This is a genomic window from Brevibacterium sp. CT2-23B (genome assembly GCF_013168765.1).
GTDB lineage: Bacteria > Actinomycetota > Actinomycetes > Actinomycetales > Brevibacteriaceae > Brevibacterium > Brevibacterium sediminis.
In genome coordinates this window covers 85,743-108,593 of record NZ_JABBYK010000007.1, presented here as the reverse complement: position 1 = coordinate 108,593, position 22,851 = coordinate 85,743, and the positions used below count along the sequence as shown (strand labels likewise).

Genomic DNA, 22,851 nt, shown 5'->3' with positions numbered 1-22,851 from the left:
GTGACCACAGAGGCAATTCTGGGCATCGACGCAGGTACCACAGCCGTAAAATCCGTAGTCATCTCGACCGCAGGTGAAGTATTAGGGTCTTCGCGGACTGAAACGGAGATCAGTCGGCCGACGCATACTCAGGCCGAGCAGGACATGTTGGGAGTCTGGGACGCTGTTTGCTTCACAACCAACAAGGCACTTGCGCAAGCCCCGTCGGCAAAGATTCTTGCCGTCTCAGTCACTGGGCAAGGAGACGGAGCATGGCTGATTGACAGCAACGGCAATCCAACCGGACCAGCTGTGCTGTGGTTGGATGGTCGGGCAGGCGATCGTGTCGATGCCTGGCAGTCAGATGGTCGTGCAGACGCTGTCCGTCGTATCACCGGATCCGCCCTATTCTCAGGAGCGCTACCAGTCCTTCTCGAAGAGCTTGAAGCCTCGGATCCCGAGAGACTTGAGGCATCGGCGCATCATCTCAATTGCAAGGATTGGATTCGTTTTCGACTAACTGGAGAGATCGCTACTGACCCCACCGAAGCGAGTCGAACCTACATTGATGTAGATACCGGACAGTACTCTGATGAACTCTTCACAAGATTAGGTCAGGAACGATTTCGACGGCTTCTCGCTCCCATAAAGTCGTCAACTAGCCTCGCTGGATCAATCACTTCTGCGGCCGCGAAAGCAACAGGACTACCTTCTGGGCTTCCTGTGGTCACAGGCATGGTTGATACTCCGGTCGGCGGCATTGGGCTTGGTGCCGCAAAGCCTGGGCAGGCATATGCAATCATGGGAACGACTAGCTTCGTCGGTGCAGTACATAGCCAAAAGACTGCCGCGACCGACCTACCGGTCATCACTTTGTCATTTGATGGTGAGGGACAGGTCCTCGAGTGTTTTGCACCGATGAACGGAACTCCTAACCTCGACTGGGCGCGAGATTCTCTCGGGCTGTCCGAACTCAGCTGGAAAGAGATTGAGTCACTTGCAGACACTTCTGGACCAGGCGCCGGTGGAGTCATCTATCTTCCCTATACCAGCACCAGCGGCGAACGAGCCCCTTTTGTAGATACTGCGGCATCAGCCGGTTGGGCGAATCTCTCTGTAAGTACGAAAACGTCTGACATGGTCCGCGCAGTCTACGAGGGATTGGCACAATCCCTTCGTGAGTGCATGGACACCCTCGGCATCGATTCGACCACCACGATTCGCCTAAGTGGCGGTGGCGCACAGTCGGATATGATCTGCCAGATCATTGCTGACGTATCTGGTCGAACGATTGAGAGATCAGACGACTCTGAACTCGGAGCTCGCGGCTGCGCCGCGCTTGCTCTGGTCGCCACAAGACATGCAGACAGCGTCCACAACGCAATGGATGTGTTGATGACTCCAGTGCGACGCTTCGAACCAACCCCGGATGTTCAGCAAATCTATAAAGTTCAGTCGCAAGCATTCCGGCAAGTTCGCGACGCCATACAACCCACTTGGAAAACCCTGCGTCAGTTACGGGCAGACGCTCACCAGATCAAGGACGCAACCTTGATTCAGGCACCGTAACGGCACTGACAAAACTACTCACTGTTTCAGAAAGGACCCTCATGACCTCAAAACCCAATCTGGTCATCACCGCAGCCTTCGATCCGGCCAAAGCTGAGAAGCTCAGCGAGCATTTCACCGTTCACTCAGTTGAACCTTCTATCGCCGGGGAATCGCTGAGTTCACGAGGAATCGACGAACTACTGTCCACCGCAGAGGTGGTCATCACAGAACTTGATCGTGTCGATGAAGCTTCGCTGGCCAAATCACCACGGCTACGCGCCGTTGTCTCATGCCGAGCTAATCCCGTGAACGTCGACATTCCGTCATGCACTGACCGTGGAATCCCAGTGCTTGCCACTCCAGCAAGAAATGCAGAAGTCACAGCAGATCTTGCCTTCGCTCTTCTGCTCATGACTGTTAGGCACACGAGTCAGGCGGAGCGCTGGTTGCGCGGCGGCAATTGGACACAAGACGATGTCTTCGAACCATATTCACTCTTTCGGGGAATCCAGCTTTCGGGCCGGACGCTAGGCATCCTTGGCGGAGGTGCCGTAGGAAGGGGTGTGCTTCGGCGTGCGCTCGGATTCGGTATGGATGTCATCGTCTACGACCCGTTCCTTCCGGAAGATGCCTTTGGTGGGGATGCCCGCGTGGCGCCACTAGACGAAGTCCTCGCTACCTCGGACATTATTACCCTCCACGTCCCACTCATGGAGTCCACAGTCGGACTTCTCGGTGCTCGAGAACTGTCACTCGTTCAACCGAATGCATACCTGATCAATGCCGCTCGAGCGGCATTGATCGATGAAGAAGCCCTCGTCCAAGCAGTTACTGAACGACGGTTGGCAGGTGTTGGGCTTGATGTCTTTTGGCACGAACCGACGGCTACAGATCACCCACTTTTCTCATCAGATATCGTCACCATGACCCCGCACATTGCAGGCGCTTCAGACGATGTCATCCGCGAGCATTCCAGGATCGCAGTCGACGGACTTCTGGAGTGGACCCGCAACCAAAAACCTAAGACTGTGAAGAATCCCGAAGTCTTTTCAGACTGACCCTGACGCGATTCATTTCTAACAAGAAAGTACACCTATGAACGAACAGCTGTTCGAACTCGTCACCGAACTCAGCCAAGTCGGTCTGAACGCGGTCCAGAAAGGACTCGCACTTGCGAGCGGTGGCAATCTCTCGGTTCGAGTGCCCGGCGCCGACGAATTCGCAGTCACCGGCGCAGGAACCTTCCTCGACAAACTGACTGTCGACTCGTATGCAACCGTTGACTTAGCGGGGAATCCCACTGGCAGAGAGTCCGCGGTGCGACCGTCTTCTGAGTGGAAACTTCACCAAAGAACTTACGAAGCACGGCCAGATGTCAATTGCATAATCCATCTTCACCCACAGTATGCGGTGCTGCTAGATGCTCTTGGGCACAAGGTCCGACTATTCACACTCGACCACGCCTTCTATGTGAAGTCGATAGGTAGAACTGACTTCTATCCGAACGGGTCAGATGAGCTAGCAGACACCGCCGCAGAACAGGCAGGCACCCACAATTGCATCATTATGGGAAATCACGGTTCGTCGGCGATTGGACCCGACATCGAGATGGCGTACCGCAGGGCCGTCAATATGGAGCAGGCTGCGGAGGCGACCTATCGCGCACTACTCCTCGGAGATACCGAAACTGAATTTCCACGAGACCAGTGGGAAATGTTGCACCACGCATGACCTGTGGCCGCACTCAACCATGATTCGAAGCAGACTGAAAACTAAGCCATCGAATACGAACCGGCCCGGCTCAAACTCATGAACCGGGCCGTCGAACTCTAGTCTCTACAGATCATTCCGGCCGGTGCTCGGCCATAACCTCTTCGAACAGTTCGTCACCGAGCTTGTCGTAGTTCGCATCCTCCGGGTACCACTCGTCGAGTGAGGCGAAGTCGCCCTTGTCGTCATAGCCGAGTTCGGACACGGACTTCGCCCATTCGGTTCCAGCGGTGCCCAGCGTCTTCGGCGCATCGGTGACGCCAGCTTTCTCAGCGGTCTTGTCCGACAGATCCTTCGCGTACTTCGCCATCTGCTTCTGTACGTCATCATCAAACGGCTGAACTGAACCGTCGTTGTCCTTCGCCTGCTCGACGGCCTGCGCCTTGGCTCCGATGACGACCTCCATCATCGTGGAGAACGTCGTGGACATCGAGTCGAAGATGACCTGCTGGTAAGCCACCGGCAGCTCCGAATACTTCTTACCTGCCGTGATCGCACCGGCCGAACGAGCAATGCCCGCGTCCGAGGCCACACCGATGTTCGGGGCCACCTCGAAGGTGCCCGCCTCGACGTTCGGCGCGAGCTGTCCGAGATCGCAGTCGACGGTTCCGCGCTGCAGCGCCTCATAGGTCTCAGGGAACGACAGGGACACCGGAGTCGCACCGAGATCCGTCACCTGCTTGCCTGCGGCGGCCGAACCGACGCGAACCTGCTTGCCTTTCCAGTCATCAAGTGAGGTCATCGGCTTCGAGCACATCGTCGAATACCCACCGGCGGCAAGCATCGGAATGAGCGGAACGAGGTTCTTCTTCTCAAACTCTTCGAGCACTTCGGGTGTCTCCCACGCGGCCTGGACTCCGGCCGCGTTCGCCGCCAGATCACTGGCCACCGGCGAGGACGGCAGCGTCGACATGGCCGTGCCGATCGCGTCGAAGGCCGGGTACTCGGCCGGGGTGTACGACGGCAGAGTGAATGCGAGGTCGACGCGGCCATCGGCCAGAGCGTCATCGACGTCTTCGTAGCTGGCGATCGCCTGACCCCAGACGATGTCGACGGAGATCTTTCCGCCCGAGCGTTCCTCGATGGCCTTCTTCACGTCGAGGCCGTTGGGTGCGAGGATCGACTTCTCCGACATCGCCGAAGGCTGGAACTTGATCGTCACTGGGTCTAGGTCGGCGAGAGCCTCATCGATCTCGTCTTGGGAGGCGTCATAGGCGAAGCCCTCCCCCGCGGAGTCTCCGGAACCTGATCCGTCGCCGCCGACGGATCCGGCGCATCCGGCCAGCAGTGCCAGCGATGCGACCGCCGCGATCGCCTGAGCGGGGCGGGCTGCCGTGCGGATGCGCTTCATGGGACTCCTTTGAACGAAGGCTGAGAATTCCCTCCAATCATATGCCTGAATGAGGTCACCCTAACCATGAGTCCGCTCACACCGTGCGGCAGCCATTCGAACGACACAGGGCACGGATGGGCAGGGCCACCTCGGCGAGGATTACCCGGACATTCCCCCGCTGGTGCGGCTGATGAGGTCGGGCAGCCATTCGGTCATTCCGGGCACGGCGACCATGAGGATGAGGAAGATGACGACGACGGGCAGGAACCACAGCAGGGAGATGAAGATGTCGCGCAGCGTGACCGTGGCACCGAGGTTGACCTCGGGGTTCTTCGCGATCGAGTGGACGATGTAGGGGATGATGCCGACCGGCGGGGTGACCATGGCGAACTCGCCGAGGAGGACGACGAAGACTCCGAACCACAGCGGGCTCACGCCCATTGTCTCGAGGGTGGGCAGGAGGATTGGGATGGTCAGCAGCATCATCGACAGGGTGTCGAAGAACATGCCCATGACGATGTAGAGGACGATGAGGACGAGCAGGAATCCGATCGTTGAGAGCCCGAGGTCCGTGATGAGGCCGGTGAGGATGGGGGCGAGTCCGGTGATGGCGAGCAGGCTGGTGAGCATGGTCGCGCCGATCATGATGAAGAAGATCGCCGAGGTGGCCGCCACCGTATCCATGGCCGAATCCGCGACCTTTCGCCACGGTTGTTCGCCCCGTTTTTCCCATAGGCACAGCAGGAGTGAGCAGAGTGCGGCGGCGGCTCCGGCCTCGGTAGGGGTGAAGATGCCGGAGAACATTCCGCCGAAGAGAACGACGAGGATGACGGCGAAGCCCCAGACTGCGGTCAGCGAGGTGAAACGGTCGCGCCAGGTGGTTGTGGGGCGGGTGGCGTCAGTTGTGGTTGCATTATTGGCTGCTGGGGTGTGGGCGTTCTGGCCGCGGCCGACGAGTTTCGGGGCGATGATGCCGATGGCGAAGATGAAGGCGGCGAAGCAGACGGCGAGCAGGATTCCGGGAACGGCTCCGGCCATGAGGGCGGGGCCGACGGGCACGGAAGCGATGCCGGCGTAGACGACCATGAGGATCGAGGGTGGGATGAGGTTGCCGGTCATGCCGGAGACCATGATCGTGCCGACGGCCATGCGGCGGTCGTAGCCGGCTTTGAGCATTTCGGGGATGCCGGCTCGGCCCAGGGCGTAGGTCATGCCGATGGTCGATCCGGTGACGGCGGAGAGTCCTGCCCCGGCGAAGGTGGTGCCGATGCCGATTCCGCCGGGCAGCCAGGAGAACCAGTGGTCGGCGACGCGGTAGACCTTGCCGGAGAGTCCGGATTGGGTGAGCAGCATGCCCATGAAGATGAACATGGGGAGCACGCTCATCGACCAGTCGGAAACGGCGCTGAACGGGGCGGTGGAGAGGATGTTCATCGTAGCCGGGATACCGGACACGGCGTAGACGCCGATGATCGACGGCACGGACAAAGCGATGGCCACCGGGACTGACAAGAAGAGGAGGACGAGCATCATGCCGATGCACCAGGCGCCTCCGGTGGCCGCGGATGGGCTGGTGAAGAGGCCGATGAGGCAGACGGCGACGAGTCCGAAGCCGATGGTCAGGGCGAGTGTGCCGGGCCGTTCGCGGCGGGAGCCATTCGGGAAGAGTGCTGTGGTGGGTTTCTGGGTGGTGGCGCCGGTGATGGTCGCGCTGTTTGAATCTTCTGGCGGCAAGGGTGCGCCGGTAAGGTCGGTGTTCGCGTTCACTGCTCCTCCCCTGCCTGGTTGCGGCGGCAGAGGATGGCGATGGCGTCGAGGATATAGAGCACGGCAAGGAGCACGAACACGATCGGCACGAGGTAATACACGGGCCAGGTGATGACGGCGGAGACGTCGGCAGTCGATCCGATCGCCGTGTTCTCCAGCGCCTTCATCAGCCCGAACCAGGCGAAGGCGACGGACACGAGCGCGCCAAGGACGCATGCGAACATCGTGAACACCGCGGCGGTGGCGGGCTTCGCCCGCTCGATGGCCATTGTCACGGTGATGTGTTCCTTCTGCAGCTGCGCGGCCGGGATTCCGAGGAGGGCGACGATGGGCAGGTACCAGTATTCGACGATCTCGTTGGTGCCGTAGAGCGGGGCGTGGAAGATCGACCGGGCCAGGGCGTGGGTGACGATGTGGAGCATCATCACGATGATCGCCGCGGCCGTGGTGACGGTCAGCCACTTGTCGAGAACTTTGGTGAACGTGCTCATCAGGAGTCACCAACTTGGAGAGCGTCGAGGAGGTCGACGACTTCGGAGGCTTCTGCCAGTCCGTCGGGGATCATCGCTGTGACGCGGCGGGCGCCGGCCTCAGCAAGGGCGATCGGGTCGATGCCGGGGATCTGGGAGTAGCGGCGGGCGCTTCGAGGCAGCAGTGCGACGCCGAGTCCGTTGGAGACGAGTGATTGGATGGCGCCGGGGTTGTCGGTGATGTGGCGGGTGCGGGGTTCGAAGCCAGCGGTGCGGCAGAGACGTTCGGCGGTCGACCGGCAGCGCATGCATCCCATGATCCACGGCAGTTCGGCGACATCGTTGAGGTGTTGGATCTGCCCGGCACGATTCCAGCGTTCGGGCACGAGCAGGTCCAGGTGGTCGGCACCGAGATCGACGGTCATGTGTCCGGCCAGCTCGGGCGGGGCTTCGTCTTCGTGATGGAAGAGGAAGGCGATATCGATGGCCCCGTCGTCGAGCAGGCGAAGCGCTTCGGGCGGTTCAGCTTCGGAGACTTCGTACGAATGGTGAAGAGGTGAGTCAGTCTGTGTGCCCGCGTTTGCCTCTAACCGGCCGAGCGCTGCGGCCAGTGGGCCGATGACGAAACTGGGGAATCCGGCAAGCCGGACATTGCGTCCGCCGAGGCCGAATGCTTTCGCAAGGTCACTGCGCAATCCCGTCACCGAGGCGGCCACTTCGTTGGCGCGGATGCGGGCGAGCTGGCCGGCGGTCGTCAGTCTGATACCGCGTGGGGTGCGGTCGAAGAGGGTGACGCCGAGGTCCTTTTCCAGCGCGGTCATGTGTTGGGACAGTGCTGGTTGGGACCAGCCGAGGACACGTGCGGCGGCACCGATGCTGCCGGATTCGGCGATGGCGCCGAAGATCAGGAGGCGTTTGGGCTCGCCAAGGTCGAGAGCCTGTTCGAAGACAGTAGCCATAAGTCCAGCTTATGTCAGAGTAGAGGGAACTGGGTCTACCGAAGGCAGATGATACGCACCACACTGGAAGTAGTCGCGTTAAAGTCATTGCCGAGTTGAGGAGTTCGAGTATGCGCAGGATCGGTCTGCTGGGTGGAATGAGCTGGCATTCGAGCATCGAGTACTACACGAAGATCAATGATGCCGTGGCGAAACAGCTCGGTGGTCACCATTCGGCGCAGATCCTCCTCGACTCATGCGACTTCGCAGATATCCGGGAGCTACAGGAAGCCAACGATTGGGCGGGCAATGACGCGTCGCTCGTGGCGACGGCACAGCGTTTGGTCGACGGCGGCGCCGAGGCCGTTGCAATTGCCACGAACCTCATGCATAAATGCGCTCCGGCGATCGAGGTCTCAGTCGATGCGCCTCTCATTCACATGGTCGATTCGATCGCGACTATGGCGAAGCGCCAGGGCTATTCGACGCTGGCGGTTCTGGGCACCCGATGGACGATGCTCGAAGACTTCTATACCGGCCGGCTCGAAGCCCAGGGCATCAAGACTCTGGTACCGGATGAGGCAACGTGCCTCGAGGTCGATCAGATCATCTGGGACGAACTCACCCAAGGAGTCTTCACTGACAATTCGCGGGCCCGGTACGTCGAAATCATGAACGACCTCAAAGATCGCGGAGCTGACGCAGTTGCACTGTCGTGCACAGAGATCGGCCTCCTCGTCCCCCCGGAGACCGCTCCCCTACCCGCGATCGACTCCGTCGACGCGCACGTCGCTGCGATCGTGGAGTGGATGATGGCGGAGGAACCCGCACTCGCTCAAGCGTAATTGCTGCCTAGGTCTGGGCTGTCGTCCAAGTCTACCTTCCTGAAAGTCCCCAACTGCTGATTCTCTAGGGGTTACCGCAGGGAGCCTGTCCGAACTACAGTCAGCACATGACAACTCAGGTCTCGCCGAAAGCGGGAATCGATCGGTGGGGCCCACTACTGATCATCTTCGGCGTGTGGTTCGTTGCTTTCGTCATCTTCTTCATCACGTGGCTGCTGGCGTCCGACACTGCGGTCGGCAATCCCTGTCAAGGTGCGGGCTTCGGCTGCTTTGAAACCGAACGACAAGGAATTGAGTTCCTCGGGTTCCTCATCGGCCTGCCGGTGACTTTCGGGTGGCTCGTCCTCGGTCTGGTCGTGACGTCGCTGGTCGGCCTGATCAAAAACTTGCGCTGGTGGTGGAAGGGCTTACTCTCACTTGGCATCTGCCTCGCCCTTGCCACCGCCATCGTCGCCATCACTATTCAGGTTCGCTAGATCCCGCTGATTCCGGCATCCGAGCCTCTTCAATCTTCTTCTGACGGCGTTTGAGATTACTGCGACTTGCGAAATAGGCCAGCAGGACAAGCAACCCAATACGTAAGGTGGTCGTCACCCAGTCCGGGACTCCCAGGGATATGTCCGGGATCCACCCGAACAGCAGATTGAACAGCAACTCGAAAAACTCACCGACCGGAGCCAGCACCGACTGCAACCAGTGAGCGATCGGCTCAAACCACGGCCACAAATGGTTCTTCATCCATCGTGCAATCGGATCTAACAACCAAGCAAGCAAGGCGCCCAGCCCAAGCAACGGGAGAAGCAACCGCACCAGCATCGTCAGCCCCGAGAACAGGGCGTATCTCTCCGGATGCGCCGCACGTCGACGCTCACGCGCCTCTGAACGACTGCCGGCCTCGGGCAGCAAGGGCACAACATCGAGATCTTTCCGGACCTCGACCTCACCGGCACCGCCCATCGCCGCACTCGTCACGAGAATTTCTTCCCGCGGAGGCATCGATCCAATGTCGGTCCGCCGATGAACTTTGAGCCGAGTCTTCAGCCATCCACTCGCTCGGACGGCTACCTCAGGCTCGTCCTCGGTGCCTGCCGAAGATCGCCGACCGATTGGATACTCGACATCGTCGATAGAGACCGCTGTGACCGTCGTCTTCCAGGGAGTATGTTTCGCCGTTACCGAATACTCACGATCGAACGCGCTTCCGGAATAGCTGGTGGTCGCGACAAACCTCGAACCTCCGGTCACAGAACTCCCTCACACAGCAAACAAACTTGTCAGTCGGAAAGACAGACTAGCTTGTCAGTTTTCACATGCCCGGAGCGACCTTAATCGTTTCCAACCATTCACGCCAACGACCGAGTCGGACCGCATCCGCACGGGGCCCGCTTCTACGCTTAGTCCAAGCCTGATTCGGCTCGCCGCCGCGCTGCGCACTGTCGTGAAAGTCACGCCCATCAACGAATTCACGCACTCGCCGAATCCCATGGAGCGCGTTGACGAGCCATACCTCGTGCCCGAAAAGTTCCTCGGGCCGCAACCGCCGAAACTCGACCGGTACCGACCGAGCGCGAGCCTCCTCGAGGATCACCGCCGAGGTGACTCCCGGCAGCGCTCCCAACTCCGGATCCGGTGCGCAGAGGGTCTCTTCGTCCCACCACAGCAGGCTCGTCGTTGCTCCCTCGATGACGTACCCGTCCCCATTGATGAGCAATACCTCGTCACAGCCATACTGCTCACGGGCATCCGTCCGCAGCCCCTCAAGCAATGCGATATCCGGACCTTTGCGGCACGGAGTAGTGCGCGGGTCGGAATGTGACGGGACGAGAACCCGCAACTCACGAGTCCGAGGCGGTGCCGGTCGCAATCGGAATGCCAACTCACGATCGGCGTCAGGCGAAACCTCGAGGACGTCCACACGTGGGAACCACTCCCCCGTCTCCGGGATCTCCTCGACCACTGCCGCCCAGAAATCATCGGTGACCGTCTCACCGATTCCCATCTCGGAAGCCGCACTAGCGAACCGTGCCCGATGGCGTTCGAGCGCTCGTACCCGCCCGTCTTCAACAAACCACGAATCGGCAGCCATCAGCGTCGAGGAACTGATGTCAGCCGGTGGCTCCTCGAAGCGGCGATCCTGTTGATTCCACAGCCACACGTTCATCGCTCAACTCCACCCGAGTGTTCGGCCACAGCGGTATCGGTCGGTCCGGCCTCCTCGGCGGGAATCATGGTGTGGAAGCCAACATCGCCAATCTGCTCAGTCGAATGGTTATGTGTCCTCAGTTCGGACGGATCGTCCGCATGAACGACCACCTCGCCGGGGAACTCCGTTCCACCGAGCAACCTCAGCACCGGAGCCGCCTTTACCACGGACTCCTCGTACTCCTCCTCGGAATCTGAGAGTGCGACGATCGCTCCGCCGACCCCATACCTCAACTTCTCACCCTGGACGACGAGCGTGCGGATGACGACGCTGAGATCGACGGCACCGCCGAGCGAGAAATACCCGACCGCGCCGCTGTACACCCCACGCGGGCCGGCCTCGAGCTCATCGATGATCGCCATCGTCCGCAGCTTCGGCGCCCCGGTCATCGACCCCGGTGGGAACGCCGCCCGCACACACGCCACCGGACTGGCGTCCTCGGCCAGGCGTGAACTCACCGTCGAAACCATCTGATGCACCGTCGCATAGGATTCGATCCCGAACAGCGTGTCCACCTGCACCGACCCCAGTTCGGCCGTGCGCCCGAGGTCGTGCCGGACGAGATCGACGATCATGAGGTTCTCCGACCGATCCTTCACCGAGGCGGCCAGCTCAGCCTTGATCGCCTCGTCCTCGTCCGGGTTCGCTCCCCTGGGCCGAGTGCCCTTGATCGGCTTCGACTCCACCCGACCGCCGGCACCGATGCGCAGGAAACGCTCAGGCGAGGTACTGAGAATCGATGCCTCTCGCGTCCGAATGAACGCCCCGAACGGCGTCGGGTTGTCCGCGCGCAGCCGCAGGTACATCTCCAGCGGAGTCTCGTGCGGGTCGGCGGTGCCTTCGAGCATGTTCGTCAGGCAGACTTCGTAGGTCTCGCCATCGGTGATCTTCTCTTGCACTTGGTCGATGAGGTCGAGGTACTCGTGCCGACTGTGCCGTGCCTCGAGGGTTGGATTGCGCCGTTCCTCTGGGGTTGCGGTGTCGGCCTTCGCCGAGGTGGCCCGGCGTTGGTCAGCATCGCTGACTTCCTCGGCGGGGACCGATGCGATCCGTACGCGTGAGTGGTCAAACCAGTCCTGGTTTGCTGCGTGGCCAGTTGGGTCGTCGGCCCGACACAGTGCCAGAAGGTGAATGCTATTGGTGTCGTGGTCGATGACCAATGCGCGATCAAGGAACATCATGACGGCGTCAGGCAGGTCGGAATCGTGCAGGTTCGGCGAGCCGACCTCGGTCTTGAGCTCGTAGCCGAGGTATCCGACCCACCCGAGTCGGAATTCGAACGGCAGGTCGTGGTTGTCCGCACGTATGTCGGGGGTTTCGGATCCTGCGCTGGGCGGTTCATCCCCTGTGCCTGACACTGAGACAGCCGTGCCAGCGAGCTCGACATCGAGCCAGTCGAAGAATCCGGACGACTGAATGAAGCTCTTTGATTCGCCACCGGCTGAGCGGACTTCGACAGTCCCTTCCGACACAGAGGCAGTCGCTACTTTGCTCAGCGGACCGGACGGCGCACCCATGATTGAAAACCGTGACGAGTCATTGTCAGGTAGGTTGCCGTCGAGCCAGACGGCCTCGGGTTCATCACCGAAGAGCTCGGCGAAGAGACGTTCGTTGGAGACCTTTTGTGGGAGCACATCGGAGTCGAGAATGTAATGGTGTCGAGGGTTAGAAAGACTGGTGGTCCTTTGGGACGGATCGAGTACTCCGCACGTCCCCGCGGGGACGTCGGAACCGGAGGCCAAATCCTTGCCAACCCAATCCTCCGTAGCCGGCAGGTCATTCTCGTGCTGACCGCGGCGGTTCCACGCCTCAGTCAACTCAGCGAAGTTCTTCAGCAGCGTCCGTGCCTGATCGGACGCGATCGATTCTGGGTGGAACTGGACTCCCCATTGTGGCCTGGACCGATGCCGCAGCGCCTGGATGACTCCGTCTTCGGACCACGCTGTTGTCTCCAAACTATCGGGCAAGTCGGTCACTGCGAGGGAGTGGTAACGCACCGCCGAAAACGGCGAGGGGATACCGGCGAACAGCTCGTTGCCGGTGTGACTGATCTGAGAGACCCGACCGTGTCGAGGCTCCGGAGCGTGCACCACGCCTCCCCCGTGCACATGAGCGATCCCCTGATGGCCGAGGCACACGCCGAGCACCGGGATCGGGGAATGTTCGATCACCTCGGCGCAGATGCCGAAGTCGGCCGGCCGTTCCGAAGTTCCCGGTCCCGGGGAGATGACGACATTGTCGAACTCGTCGAGCACGCTCAGCTCGAATTCTTCCCAGTCGTTGGGCACGAGCGTCGGCGCACACTCGTTTACCTCGGCAAGGAGGTGAAAGAGGTTGAGCGTGAACGAATCAGCATTGTCGATGAGCAGAGTGCGGATCACGCCTGCCTCCTCATACGCAGCGGTGTGGCACCTCAACGAATCCAATCGTCCGTGCGTCGTGGAAGTGAGGCAGGAACAATCGTATTCGACAGACAAGCGCAGCTGGTAGCGTCGCTCACGATCACACTCAATGAGACAGGAGGACGTCGGTGTTCACAGCGTTGAAATTGACTGCGTGGATTCTTGTCGGCATCGGGCTGATCGTGAACTTGGCATTCCTTGCGGATTCGAACAGCGGTCCGTACCCGCTGTGGGCACTGCTGCTCATCATCGGCGCACTCGTTCTGATGATTCCGATTCTCCGCAACCGCCAGAGGCGGGACCGACGATGAACGGGCTTTGATGAGCACGCGGCTCAATCGAGATCCTCGCTTGAGTCGCGTGCTCGTCAGCACCTTGCGACGTGGTCAGCCAAGTACGAGCCGGCGGGTCGAATCTTCTAATCCACCGGCCGCCTCGGCGATCAGGGACTCCTCCGAGTCCGCGCCCGCACGGACGTACCGCCCGGTGAACGCATCTAGTGTCCCCGAGGCCAGAGCCAAGGCGAGACCCGTGACCTGTTCGGGCGAGGTCCAGTCATCGCCCTGACGGAAGTCGTGGACAGGCATTGACTTCGTCATCGCGGTCTCGACGACACCGGGTGCCATTTCGAAGATGCGCAGCCCCTTGTCGTGACCAAAGTGAACAACCGAATCGGCGATGCGGAACAGTGCCGCTTTCGACGCCGAATACACGGCGTACGCGGGAGTCCCCTGCGCTCCCGATCCCGAGTTGAGGTCGATGATCCTGCTGGGACGTCCGGTCGCCTCGGCGCCCGCCATCAGAACGGGTGCAAAGACATTAATCATGAGCGCAACCCCGGTGACGTTAGCGTCGACGACGCCCTTGAGGCTCTCCGGATCGGCATCCCACAGTGGCCCTTCGGTCGACTCGATGCGCCCGGCATTATTGATGAGCACCTGCAGACGCTTCCCCGTCGATTTCTCGAGTTCAGCGACAGAGTCACGCAGCTGGTTCACCACAGTGATGTCATCAGTGCGCAGACCGACACCGGTCACCGTTCCCCCGGTCGATTCAGCGATCTCTTCAGCCGCAGCTTCCGCCTTCTCCGCCGAGGTGGCCGTGACGATCACGTCATACCCGGCCTTCGCGAACGCCTCCGACAGGTGACGCCCGATTCCGCGGGCACCGCCGGTGATGAGCGCGATCGTCTCGGACGGAACCGCTGTCGCTTCAGAGGCTCCGCCGTTCGTGGGCATGTTGGTTCCGTAGGGCAGCTTCTCGGACATGATCGGGACTCCTCGGTGTTGGTCGGGTGCGGGTGGTCAGTTGTCCAGGTGCGCGGAACAGGTGCTCACGCCCGCGCGTTCGGTTGCTCGCGTGCTCGCTGCTGCGATGCTCGGAGCGAATACAACAGAACCCGGTCGAACCACTGTAACGGTCGACCGGGCTCTGTTACGCACTGTTCTCAGCTGCGGACTTCAGCGCCGTGACGCTCGGCGGCCAATTTCGTCGCCGCTTCACGCATCGCCGAGGCCTCATCTGCCTTGAGCGTGCGATCCGGAGCGCGGAAGGTCAGGCGGAACGCCAGCGACTTCTTGCCCTCGGGCAGCTGGTCGCCGGTGTAGAGGTCGAAGGTCTCGAGCAGCTCGAGCTCCTCCCCCGCACCTTCGCGCAGCGTCGCGGCCAGAGTCTGTGTCGGCAGCTCGGCATCGACAATCAGGGCGACATCCTGACGCGAGACCGGGTACGTCGACAGCGCACCATCCCAGGCTCGCAGGTCATCCTGAGCCAGCAGCGCATCGAGATCGATCTCGAATCCGACGGTCCGGGCCGGCAGGCCGAGGTTCTCGCACACCTTCGGGTGCAGTTCACCGGCATGGCCGAGAGTCTGCCCATCGGCGAGGATGAACTTCGCAGCCCGTCCCGGATGCCAGGGAGCGATCTGGTCGGCCTCGACAGTGACCTCGAGGCCGTTCGTTTCAGCGATCCGACGGACGGTGTCGATGACGTCGGTGGCCTCAGCCTTGCGGCCCTTGCCCCAGACACCGGGCATCTCCGCGTTGCCAGAGATGATGCCCGCGTAGTGGTAGGGCTGGTGCGGCACCGAGGCGTAGATCTTCTTCAGCTCGTCATCGCTCGGGTGGTATCCGGGCAGGTGACGCGGTCCTGACCCCTCAGGCAGACCCGCCGAGGTGGAAACGAGCCCAGCCTCGAACAGAGCGACGTCCTTCGCCCCGCGGCCCTGGTTGCGAACCACGAGGTCGACGAGTGTCGAGAGCAGGTTGGTGCGCATGAGCGGCAGGTCTTCGGACATCGGGTTGGCCAAGCGAACGTGCTTGCGACGCACATCATCGGCCTCGAGCCGCAGCTGGTCATCGCGCTTGTCGTTCGTGAACGGGTACGACAGCACCTCGGTAAACCCGTCGGCGGCCAACAGGTTTGAGATCCGACGGCGCGTCTTCTGCGCGACTGTCAGACCGCTGCCGGCCCGAGCAGCAGGCTGGACCGAAGGAATCCGGTCATAGCCTCCGGTGCGGGCGACTTCCTCAATGAGGTCGACGTCGTCGGTGATGTCCGTGCGCCAGCTGGGCACGGTCACCGACACCGTCTCATCGTCCTTAGTCGACACGGTTGCGCCGATGCCCTCGAGCAGTGAGGTCACCTCGGCGACTGAGTAATCGATACCGACCAGCGAAGCGACACGGGCGACCTTGAGGTCGAGCACCGTCGGCTCAGGAGCCTGACCGACCTGCGTGGTGGCAGTGCTGAGCGTGCCGCCGCCGAGTTCGACGAGCAGATCCGCGCAGCGACGAGCCGCTACTGGAGCGAGCTTCGGATCGACTCCGCGTTCGAAACGGCGCGAGGCCTCCGAGGACAGCTTGTGGCGACGGGAGGTGCGAGCGATCGAGATCGGGTCGAAGTGAGCGGCCTCGATGACGATGTCGGTCGTCTGGTCGTTGACCTCAACATCGGCGCCGCCCATGACGCCGGCCAGGCCGATGATCTTCCCGCCCTTTCCGCTGGGCCCGTCCCCGCGGTCGGTGATGAGCAGATCCTCGGGATCGAGCTTGCGTTCGACATCGTCGAGAGTCGTGAACTTCTCCCCCGCACTCGCACGGCGCACGACGATCTCGTCGCCGAGCAGCGAAGTGTCGTAGGCGTGCAGAGGCTGGCCGAGTTCGAGCATGACGTAGTTCGTGACATCCACGGTCAGGCTGATCGGACGCATTCCCGCCTGCTGCAGGCGACGCTGCATCCAGAACGGGGTCTTCGCCTGAGGATCAAGCCCGGTGACCTGCAGCGCGGTGAACTGGTCACAGCCGGCCACCTCATTGATGGGGTTCGCATCCTCAACCGACACCGGGAATCCATCGTCGGTGGCAGCGTTGGTGGGAGCCACCTCGGCGGATCCGATATCGGTGAAAGTCTGGCCCTTCATCTGCGCGTATTCGCGTCCGATGCCGCGCATCGACAGCTGGTAGCCGCGGTCGGGGGTGACGTTGACGTCGAGGGTGACCTGGTCGAGGCCGAGCAGCTTGATCGCGTCGTCGCCGGGCTCACCGGTCAGCCCAAGGTCGGAAAGGACGATGATGCCGGAGTGATCCTCGCCGAGGCCGAGCTCCTTGGCCGAGCAGATCATGCCGTCGGACTTGTGACCGTAGGTCTTGCGCGCGGCGATGGCGAAGTCGCCGGGCAGGACGGCTCCGGGCAGGCAGGCGACGATGAGGTCGCCGGGCACGAAGTTGTGCGCACCGCAGATGATGCCGCGGCTGGGCACCTCGGGTCCGGGCTGCGGGTCCTTCGGGTCGTCGAGGTCCTCGTTGTGTTCGGGGCCGACGTCGACGCGGCACCAGTTGACGGTCTTGCCGTTCGAGTGCTCTTCCTTGACGAGTTCGAGCACCCGTCCAACGACGAGGGGGCCGGTGATCTCGGGTCCGAAGAAGTCCTCTTCCTCGAGTCCGACGGCCGCGAATTCGGCGGCGAGGGCATGGGGATCGGTCTCGGCTGGGAGATCGACATAGTCGGCCAGCCAGTTCAGTGGGACGCGCATATCAAGCCTTCATTCCGAAACGGGCCGAGAAGCGCACATCGCCTTCGACCATGTCATGCATATCGTTGATTCCCTCGCGCAGCATCAGGGTGCGCTCGATGCCCATGCCGAAGGCGAAGCCCTGGTAAACGTCGGGGTCGATGCCGGCGGCGCGCAGCACGTTGGGGTGGACCATTCCGCAGCCGCCCCATTCGATCCAGCCGGGGCCGCCGACCTTGTTGGGGAACCAGAAGTCCATCTCGGCGCTCGGTTCGGTGAAGGGGAAGAAGCTCGGGCGCAGGCGGGTCTTCGACTCCGGGCCGAACATTTCGCGGGCGAAGCCGTCGAGGGTGCCCTGCAGGTTGGCCATGGTCAGACCCTTGTCGATGGCGATGCCTTCGATCTGGTGGAACACCGGAGTGTGGGTGGCGTCGAGCTCATCGGTGCGGAAGGTCTTGCCCGGGCACACGACGTAGAGCGGCACGCCGCGCTGCAGCAGGGAGCGTGACTGCACCGGTGAGGTATGGGTGCGCAGGACGAGTCCGGCGTCAGCGGGGTCGACGAAGAACGTGTCCTGCATCTGACGGGCCGGATGGTCAGGGCCGAAGTTGAGCGCATCGAAGTTCAGCCACTCGGATTCGATCTCGGGGCCTTCGGCGACCTCCCAGCCGAGGCCGACGAAGTAGTCCGCGGCCTGTTCCTGGATGAGGGACAGCGGGTGGCGAGCGCCGAGGCGGCGACGATCGGTGGGCAGGGTGACGTCGATTGCCTCTTCGATGAGCACGGCCGCATCGCGTTCGGCTTCGAGCTCGTTAAGGCGTGCGTCGTGGGCCTGCTTGACCTGTCCCCTGGACTTGCCGACGATCTTGCCGGCGGCGGCCTTATCGGCCTTGTCGAGTGAGCCGATGGCTCGGTTGGCGAGCGCCAGCGGGGCTTTGTCACCGGTGTGGTCGATCTTCGCCTGCTTGAGCTCGTCGAGAGTCGTCGCATCCGTGAAAGCCTTGAGCGCCGCGTCGACGGCCTGCTTCACGGCCGACTCGTCCAAGGGGTCGAGTTGGTCTGTCATCAATGTCCTTTGCACAAGGTCCGAAGGGATGTTGAAAGGCGTGGTTTCCAATGAGCCAGTGTATCGGTTCCCTGCTCGCGGGCGCAGATCAGTCCCAGCCGAGGGATTGTCCGCGGGCGAGTCGGTGGGATTGTGCAGATGGTGTGCACGAGAGTGCAGGTGATCGGTCAGGTCGTCATGCGACATGAGAAAGCCTCCTTGAGGAAAACGGTGTGAGGGTTCTTCGTTGTTCCCCCCGGCCGCTCCTGCGGAGACCCGTCTGCTAAAGGCGCACGTCGAGAACCCCGCGGCCATGTCCCGGCCGGGGGTGTTGAAATCGCTGCTGCCTGTGCATGTGTCCAGGCTACACGAGGTGGGAGCCCGTCATAGGGATCAGATCAAGAACTCGGTTCGGGTATTGACAACCGCCGACGCGGTCGATCATGCTTGTTCAATCGTTTGAATCATTCAATCGATTGAACAAAGGAGTCACTATGAGCAATGACGCATCACCTTTCAGCCTCTTGCTGGAGCTCTACCCCGCACCTCAGATGTCCCAGGCGCTGTCCAAGGACCGACTGGTCGAACATTGGACAGCATTCGAGCATGCACTTGCCGGCGCTCAGGCACGACTGGGAATCATCAGCCCAGCCGATGCCGAGCAGATCCGCTCGATCTCGGCAGAATCGATCAACCAGGAGGACCTGTGGGAGACATCGAAGAACGTCGGCTACCCGATCCTCTCCCTCGTCCGGCAGATCGCCGGCCAGCTCCCCGACGGCCCTGACGGCCGCGTCCATTTCGGCACAACTACCCAAGACGTCATGGACACCGCTCAGGCACTGCAGTTGCGGGATGCCCGCGACATTCTCGCCGCACAGGTCAGCAGGATCGGCGATGGGCTGACCCGTCTGGTGGCGAAGCACTCAAAGACAGCCATGCCGGGGCGAACCCATGGCCAGCAGGCTGTGCCGACCACGTTCGGCGCGCATCTGGCGCCCCTGCTGGGAGAACTCAGCCGGACTCGCTCTCGACTGCACGTCTGCCGCGAGGCGGCTGCGACCGTTTCGCTGTACGGAGCCGGCGGCACATCTGCCGCGCTCGGCAGTCAGGTCCGTGAGATCCGCTCCCTCATGGCCGAGGAGCTGGGACTCCACTCCGACGACGTCTCATGGCACACCGCTCGCGACCGCGTGGTGGAGGTCGCTCAGGTCTGCATGATTCTGGCCGGCACCTGTGCTCGCCTTGCCCGCAATGTCATCGACCTGTCACGGTCGGAGATCGCAGAGGTCTTCGAAGCAGCCGGAAACCATCGCGGCGCCTCATCGACAATGCCGCAGAAGGCGAATCCGATTCTCTCCGAAGGCATCATCGGCATGTCCGCTATCATCGGTCCGCTGACAGCATCACTGGGCCGCACCATGGAAATGCCCCAAGAACGATCCGCCGGAGAATGGCAGATCGAATGGCACGTCATCCCCCAGGTGCTTCAGCTCACCTCCAGCACAATGGCGGCCGCCGAAGAGCTGCTCGACGGAATCCGCATCGACGATCAGGCGATGGCGAAGAACCTCACCGTCGACGGCGGCCTGATCATGGCCGAAGCCTCGATGATTGGACTCGCTGACGAGCTCGGCCGCGAACACGCACACGACATCGTCTATGCCGCGGCACAGGCCGTTCGGTCGACGGGCACCGATCTGGCCACGGCTATCGGCGCGCAGCTCGAAGCGAGCGGAAACGCCGGTCGGGTCACGATTCCCGGACCAGAGGACTACCTCGGCGAAGCTGCGCAGATGTGCGAATCCGCCATCGGTGCGTGGGCGGAGACCGGAGGGGCATGACCATGACAATCTCACAGCCATCAACGGCGATTGCTGACTCACCGGAGAGCCGTTTCGACAGAATCAGGACGACCTTCGGATTCATCGCCGCACCAGGTGCGATGATCATTCTCCTGCTGGTTCCGCTTCCGATCACCAACCACCAACAGATGCTGACAGCCCTTATGGCCTTCGTCTTCATCGCGTGGATCACTGAACCGATCTCCATCCCCGTGACCTCGCTGCTGGCACTGGGTCTGGCAGTACTCCTCGGAATCCCCGAGGTGGACGCCTCGGCCGGTGAGAGTGTTGAGAAGTTCGTTTACTCCGCATTTTCGTCATCGACGATCTTCCTCGTCATCGGCGGCTTCATCCTGGCACGAGCGATGACCGTGCATGGGTTGGACAAACGATTCGCGCTCTTCGTCTTGTCCATCCCCGGCGTCGCACGGTCGACTCTGCGCGTCGCTATCGCCTTCGGTCTGATCGCAGCGCTGATCTCCGCGTTCGTCTCGAATTCCGCAGCCGCGGCGATGCTGCTGCCGATCGGCGTCGGCATCGTTCGGGCGCTCGGCCCGGAGCTAAAAGAACTCACTGGGATCGAGAATCCAGGGCGGACACGGTTCGCCACAATGGTCATGCTCATGATCGCCTACGGCGCGAGTGTCGGCGGTCTGCTTACTCCGATCGGCAGTACCGCCAATGTCGTCGGCCTCGGGTTTCTCGAACAGCAGGTCGGAGTCTCCGTCGGGTTCGTTGACTGGTTCCTCATGACTGCTCCGCTGTCAGCCGCACTGTTTGTCCTCATGTGTGCAGTCCTCTACCTCTTCAACCGGCCGGAGACGCGGAAACTCCCCGGCGCTCATGCCTATATCCGTGAGCAGAAGGCTCAGCTTGGCGCCATGAGCAAGGGCGAGGCCAACACCGTCATCGCGTTCGGCCTTGGCGTCGTCCTGTGGATCGGGCCGAGCATCCTGGCTGAGTCGACACTCGGGAAAGGCCCGCTCGCGTGGTTCACATCGATCGACATCGGAACCGCCGCAATCCTCGCTGCGAGCTTGCTGTTCGTGCTCCCTGTATCGTGGCAGAACCGCGAATTCACCCTGTCCTGGCAACAGGCGGTGAAGATCGACTGGGGCACCATCATCCTCGTCGGTACCGGACTTGTCCTCGGCGCGCTCATGGACAACACCGGGCTCGCCGAAGTCGTCGGCGTCGCGGTGGTCGATGGCCTCGGCCTGCAGGGGACGATCTCGGTGACGATTCTGTCGGTCGTCCTTGCCATCGTCATCTCGGAGATGGCGTCGAACACTGCTGCAGTGGGGGTCGTCGCTCCGATCATCATTCCCATTGCTACTGCAGTTGGAATGGACCCGACGCTGCCTGTGCTCGCCGCGATCTTCGGAGCCTCGTGCGGTTTCATGCTGCCCGTGTCGACTCCGCCGAATGCGATCGTCTACGGCTCAGGGATGGTGCCCATCCTCAGAATGTTCCGCACGGGTATCGTCTTCGACATCGTCGCTTCGTTCGTCATCGCGGGCGGCGTCCTCATCACTGTCAATTTCAGTACACTGAGCTGAGGGCAGCGAACACGGAATCAGTTCTCCCCTGGACCACAGCAGAACGATTTCGAGGAGAGAACCCAGTGGGTCGAAAGCGAGTCACGATCGCCGACGTCGCGGCCAAGGCCGGCGTGGATCCGGGACTGGTCTCGAAGGTCCTCAATAACCGTCCGGGGTTCAGCATCCGTGAGACAACTCGCAAACGCGTCCATGATGCCGCTCATGAGCTCGACTATCGACCCAGCATGGCTGCCCGAAGTCTGCGCACATCGAAGACGGGGGCGATTGGCGTTCTCCTCCCTGCTTTCACAAATCCGATCTGGTCGGAGATCCTCGACGCTGCAGAGTCGGAGGCCGATCGGCGGGAGTACACACTCTTGGCCGGTATAGCGGGAACTGATCCCCAGACAGGCGACCGGAGGCCCTCACGATTTCTCGATCTCGCCCGATCGGGATCCGTCGATGGGCTTCTGGTCGCCTCGACTCTGCAGGATTCAGACCTGAAGGCCGGCTTCGAGGGCATTCCCTGGCTGCATATCAACCGACGTCCCGATGTCAGCCGCCGGCACCTGGTCCTCGATGACGCTGCCGGCGTGGCCACTGCAGCCGAGCATCTCATCGATCTCGGTCATACCAAGATCGGATATCTCAGCGGTCCGCTCGACACCGATTCCGGACGGCGGCGACTTAAAGGCTTCGAGCAGGCGATGACGTCAAGAGGCCTTTCACACCATGCCTTCGCCGAATCGACGTATGAATTGAGTTCCGGGGCCCAGGCCATGAACTCGCTCGTCGACCGCTCCCCGGATCTGACCGGAATCGTCTGCGCAAGCTTCGCCACCGCGGCGGGTGCTGTCGCAGCGGCTCAAGTACGCGGCATAAGCATCCCGGAACAACTGTCGATCATCTCAGTCCACGACATCGAGATGGCGGCCGCTTTCGGGCCTCCGCTGACGACCGTTCGCATGCCGTTGGAAGAACTCGGTCGCCGTGGAGTCGAGCTCCTGCTCGACAATGATGCAAATGTCGAGATCGACGAGATGATCACCTCACCCATCGCTGTTGTCGAGCGTCGGTCGACTGCTCCCCCACCTCGGTGACGTGATGGTCCGCTTCTCATAGGAACGGACGTGTCCACCTCGGTGCCGGTG

19 protein-coding genes are annotated in these 22,851 nt (G+C 61.7%); 9 read left to right on the top strand and 10 right to left on the bottom strand.

The window, feature by feature from the left end; genetic code table 11:
• The 3 genes from HIM68_RS17215 to HIM68_RS17205 are packed head-to-tail and all read left to right on the top strand — an operon-like array spanning position 1 to position 3,261.
• Entirely contained in the window at positions 1–1,548 is a 1,548-nt protein-coding gene (locus HIM68_RS17215; protein ID WP_172174554.1) for an FGGY-family carbohydrate kinase, read from the top strand.
• Between the two features lie 41 nt (positions 1,549–1,589).
• On the top strand, positions 1,590–2,588 hold the full coding sequence (locus HIM68_RS17210) for an NAD(P)-dependent oxidoreductase (RefSeq protein ID WP_172174551.1): 999 nt from the start codon (positions 1,590–1,592) through the stop codon (positions 2,586–2,588).
• A gap of 37 nt (positions 2,589–2,625) precedes the next feature.
• A complete protein-coding gene (locus HIM68_RS17205) occupies positions 2,626–3,261 on the top strand; it encodes a class II aldolase/adducin family protein (RefSeq protein WP_172174548.1) in 636 nt (211 codons plus the stop codon).
• A gap of 112 nt (positions 3,262–3,373) precedes the next feature.
• Here the strand turns inward: HIM68_RS17205 and dctP are convergent, their stop codons facing one another.
• From dctP to HIM68_RS17185, 4 genes are all read right to left on the bottom strand, one after another.
• Positions 3,374–4,651 (bottom strand): TRAP transporter substrate-binding protein DctP, encoded by a 1,278-nt coding sequence (gene dctP / locus HIM68_RS17200; RefSeq protein WP_172174545.1) that lies wholly within the window; start codon positions 4,649–4,651, stop codon positions 3,374–3,376.
• Positions 4,652–4,792: 141 nt separating this feature from the next.
• Positions 4,793–6,400, bottom strand: coding sequence for a TRAP transporter large permease (locus HIM68_RS17195; RefSeq protein ID WP_172174542.1), 1,608 nt, complete (start codon positions 6,398–6,400; stop codon positions 4,793–4,795).
• Entirely contained in the window at positions 6,397–6,891 is a 495-nt protein-coding gene (locus tag HIM68_RS17190; protein WP_172174540.1) for a TRAP transporter small permease, read from the bottom strand. The genes HIM68_RS17195 and HIM68_RS17190 overlap by 4 nt, the downstream gene beginning before the upstream one ends.
• Positions 6,891–7,829, bottom strand: a complete 939-nt coding sequence (locus tag HIM68_RS17185; protein ID WP_172174537.1) for a LysR family transcriptional regulator — start codon at positions 7,827–7,829, stop codon at positions 6,891–6,893. Before HIM68_RS17185 ends, HIM68_RS17190 begins: the two co-directional genes overlap by 1 nt.
• 110 nt (positions 7,830–7,939) lie before the next feature.
• Between HIM68_RS17185 and HIM68_RS17180 the strand changes: the two genes are divergently transcribed.
• Positions 7,940–8,653 (top strand): aspartate/glutamate racemase family protein, encoded by a 714-nt coding sequence (locus HIM68_RS17180; protein ID WP_172174534.1) that lies wholly within the window; start codon positions 7,940–7,942, stop codon positions 8,651–8,653.
• Between the two features lie 107 nt (positions 8,654–8,760).
• The gene (locus tag HIM68_RS17175) at positions 8,761–9,129 is read left to right on the top strand and encodes a hypothetical protein (RefSeq protein WP_172174531.1); all 369 of its coding nucleotides are present in this window, start codon (positions 8,761–8,763) and stop codon (positions 9,127–9,129) included.
• On the opposite strand, the gene HIM68_RS17170 is transcribed toward HIM68_RS17175, so the two are convergent.
• The 3 genes from HIM68_RS17170 to pabB all read right to left on the bottom strand — a co-directional run bounded on the left by HIM68_RS17170 (position 9,113) and on the right by pabB (position 13,237).
• Complete coding sequence (locus tag HIM68_RS17170) at positions 9,113–9,898, bottom strand: hypothetical protein (protein ID WP_172174528.1); 786 nt, start codon at positions 9,896–9,898, stop codon at positions 9,113–9,115. The two genes, HIM68_RS17175 and HIM68_RS17170, sit on opposite strands and share 17 nt — an antisense overlap.
• A 61-nt stretch (positions 9,899–9,959) precedes the next feature.
• Positions 9,960–10,739, bottom strand: a complete 780-nt coding sequence (locus tag HIM68_RS17165; protein WP_253904042.1) for an aminotransferase class IV — start codon at positions 10,737–10,739, stop codon at positions 9,960–9,962.
• A gap of 71 nt (positions 10,740–10,810) precedes the next feature.
• The gene (gene pabB / locus HIM68_RS17160; RefSeq protein ID WP_367647574.1) at positions 10,811–13,237 is read right to left on the bottom strand and encodes an aminodeoxychorismate synthase component I; all 2,427 of its coding nucleotides are present in this window, start codon (positions 13,235–13,237) and stop codon (positions 10,811–10,813) included.
• Positions 13,238–13,386: 149 nt separating this feature from the next.
• Here pabB and HIM68_RS17155 point away from each other — a divergent pair, with 149 nt between their 5' ends.
• Positions 13,387–13,569, top strand: a complete 183-nt coding sequence (locus HIM68_RS17155) for a hypothetical protein (protein WP_172174522.1) — start codon at positions 13,387–13,389, stop codon at positions 13,567–13,569.
• 75 nt (positions 13,570–13,644) lie between these two features.
• On the opposite strand, the gene HIM68_RS17150 is transcribed toward HIM68_RS17155, so the two are convergent.
• From HIM68_RS17150 to pheS, 3 genes are all read right to left on the bottom strand, one after another.
• Entirely contained in the window at positions 13,645–14,526 is an 882-nt protein-coding gene (locus HIM68_RS17150; protein ID WP_172174519.1) for an SDR family oxidoreductase, read from the bottom strand.
• A 179-nt stretch (positions 14,527–14,705) separates the two neighbouring features.
• Positions 14,706–17,291 (bottom strand): phenylalanine--tRNA ligase subunit beta, encoded by a 2,586-nt coding sequence (gene pheT, locus HIM68_RS17145; RefSeq protein WP_172174516.1) that lies wholly within the window; start codon positions 17,289–17,291, stop codon positions 14,706–14,708.
• 1 nt (position 17,292) lies between these two features.
• Positions 17,293–18,336, bottom strand: a complete 1,044-nt coding sequence (pheS, locus tag HIM68_RS17140) for a phenylalanine--tRNA ligase subunit alpha (RefSeq protein ID WP_172174513.1) — start codon at positions 18,334–18,336, stop codon at positions 17,293–17,295.
• A gap of 473 nt (positions 18,337–18,809) precedes the next feature.
• Between pheS and HIM68_RS17135 the strand changes: the two genes are divergently transcribed.
• The 3 genes from HIM68_RS17135 (at position 18,810) to HIM68_RS17125 (ending at position 22,800) form a co-directional block, all read left to right on the top strand.
• Positions 18,810–20,159, top strand: coding sequence for a lyase family protein (locus HIM68_RS17135; protein ID WP_172174510.1), 1,350 nt, complete (start codon positions 18,810–18,812; stop codon positions 20,157–20,159).
• Positions 20,160–20,161: 2 nt separating this feature from the next.
• A complete protein-coding gene (locus HIM68_RS17130; protein WP_172174507.1) occupies positions 20,162–21,718 on the top strand; it encodes a DASS family sodium-coupled anion symporter in 1,557 nt (518 codons plus the stop codon).
• A 65-nt stretch (positions 21,719–21,783) separates the two neighbouring features.
• The gene (locus HIM68_RS17125; protein WP_172174487.1) at positions 21,784–22,800 is read left to right on the top strand and encodes a LacI family DNA-binding transcriptional regulator; all 1,017 of its coding nucleotides are present in this window, start codon (positions 21,784–21,786) and stop codon (positions 22,798–22,800) included.
• The last annotated feature ends 51 nt before the right edge of the window (positions 22,801–22,851 follow it).

What these genes read in the sequence shown, in the direction of transcription:
- HIM68_RS17135 (WP_172174510.1), top strand. Translation starts at nt 18,810, where the DNA reads ATGAGCAATGACGCATCACCTTTCAGCCTCTTGCTGGAGCTCTACCCC.
- HIM68_RS17180 (WP_172174534.1), top strand. Translation starts at nt 7,940, where the DNA reads ATGCGCAGGATCGGTCTGCTGGGTGGAATGAGCTGGCATTCGAGCATC.
- HIM68_RS17190 (WP_172174540.1), bottom strand. Translation starts at nt 6,891, where the DNA reads ATGAGCACGTTCACCAAAGTTCTCGACAAGTGGCTGACCGTCACCACG.
- HIM68_RS17205 (WP_172174548.1), top strand. Translation starts at nt 2,626, where the DNA reads ATGAACGAACAGCTGTTCGAACTCGTCACCGAACTCAGCCAAGTCGGT.
- pheS (WP_172174513.1), bottom strand. Translation starts at nt 18,336, where the DNA reads ATGACAGACCAACTCGACCCCTTGGACGAGTCGGCCGTGAAGCAGGCC.
- HIM68_RS17130 (WP_172174507.1), top strand. Translation starts at nt 20,162, where the DNA reads ATGACAATCTCACAGCCATCAACGGCGATTGCTGACTCACCGGAGAGC.
- HIM68_RS17185 (WP_172174537.1), bottom strand. Translation starts at nt 7,829, where the DNA reads ATGGCTACTGTCTTCGAACAGGCTCTCGACCTTGGCGAGCCCAAACGC.
- HIM68_RS17150 (WP_172174519.1), bottom strand. Translation starts at nt 14,526, where the DNA reads ATGTCCGAGAAGCTGCCCTACGGAACCAACATGCCCACGAACGGCGGA.
- HIM68_RS17165 (WP_253904042.1), bottom strand. Translation starts at nt 10,739, where the DNA reads ATGGCTGCCGATTCGTGGTTTGTTGAAGACGGGCGGGTACGAGCGCTC.
- HIM68_RS17175 (WP_172174531.1), top strand. Translation starts at nt 8,761, where the DNA reads ATGACAACTCAGGTCTCGCCGAAAGCGGGAATCGATCGGTGGGGCCCA.
- dctP (WP_172174545.1), bottom strand. Translation starts at nt 4,651, where the DNA reads ATGAAGCGCATCCGCACGGCAGCCCGCCCCGCTCAGGCGATCGCGGCG.
- pheT (WP_172174516.1), bottom strand. Translation starts at nt 17,291, where the DNA reads ATGCGCGTCCCACTGAACTGGCTGGCCGACTATGTCGATCTCCCAGCC.
- HIM68_RS17210 (WP_172174551.1), top strand. Translation starts at nt 1,590, where the DNA reads ATGACCTCAAAACCCAATCTGGTCATCACCGCAGCCTTCGATCCGGCC.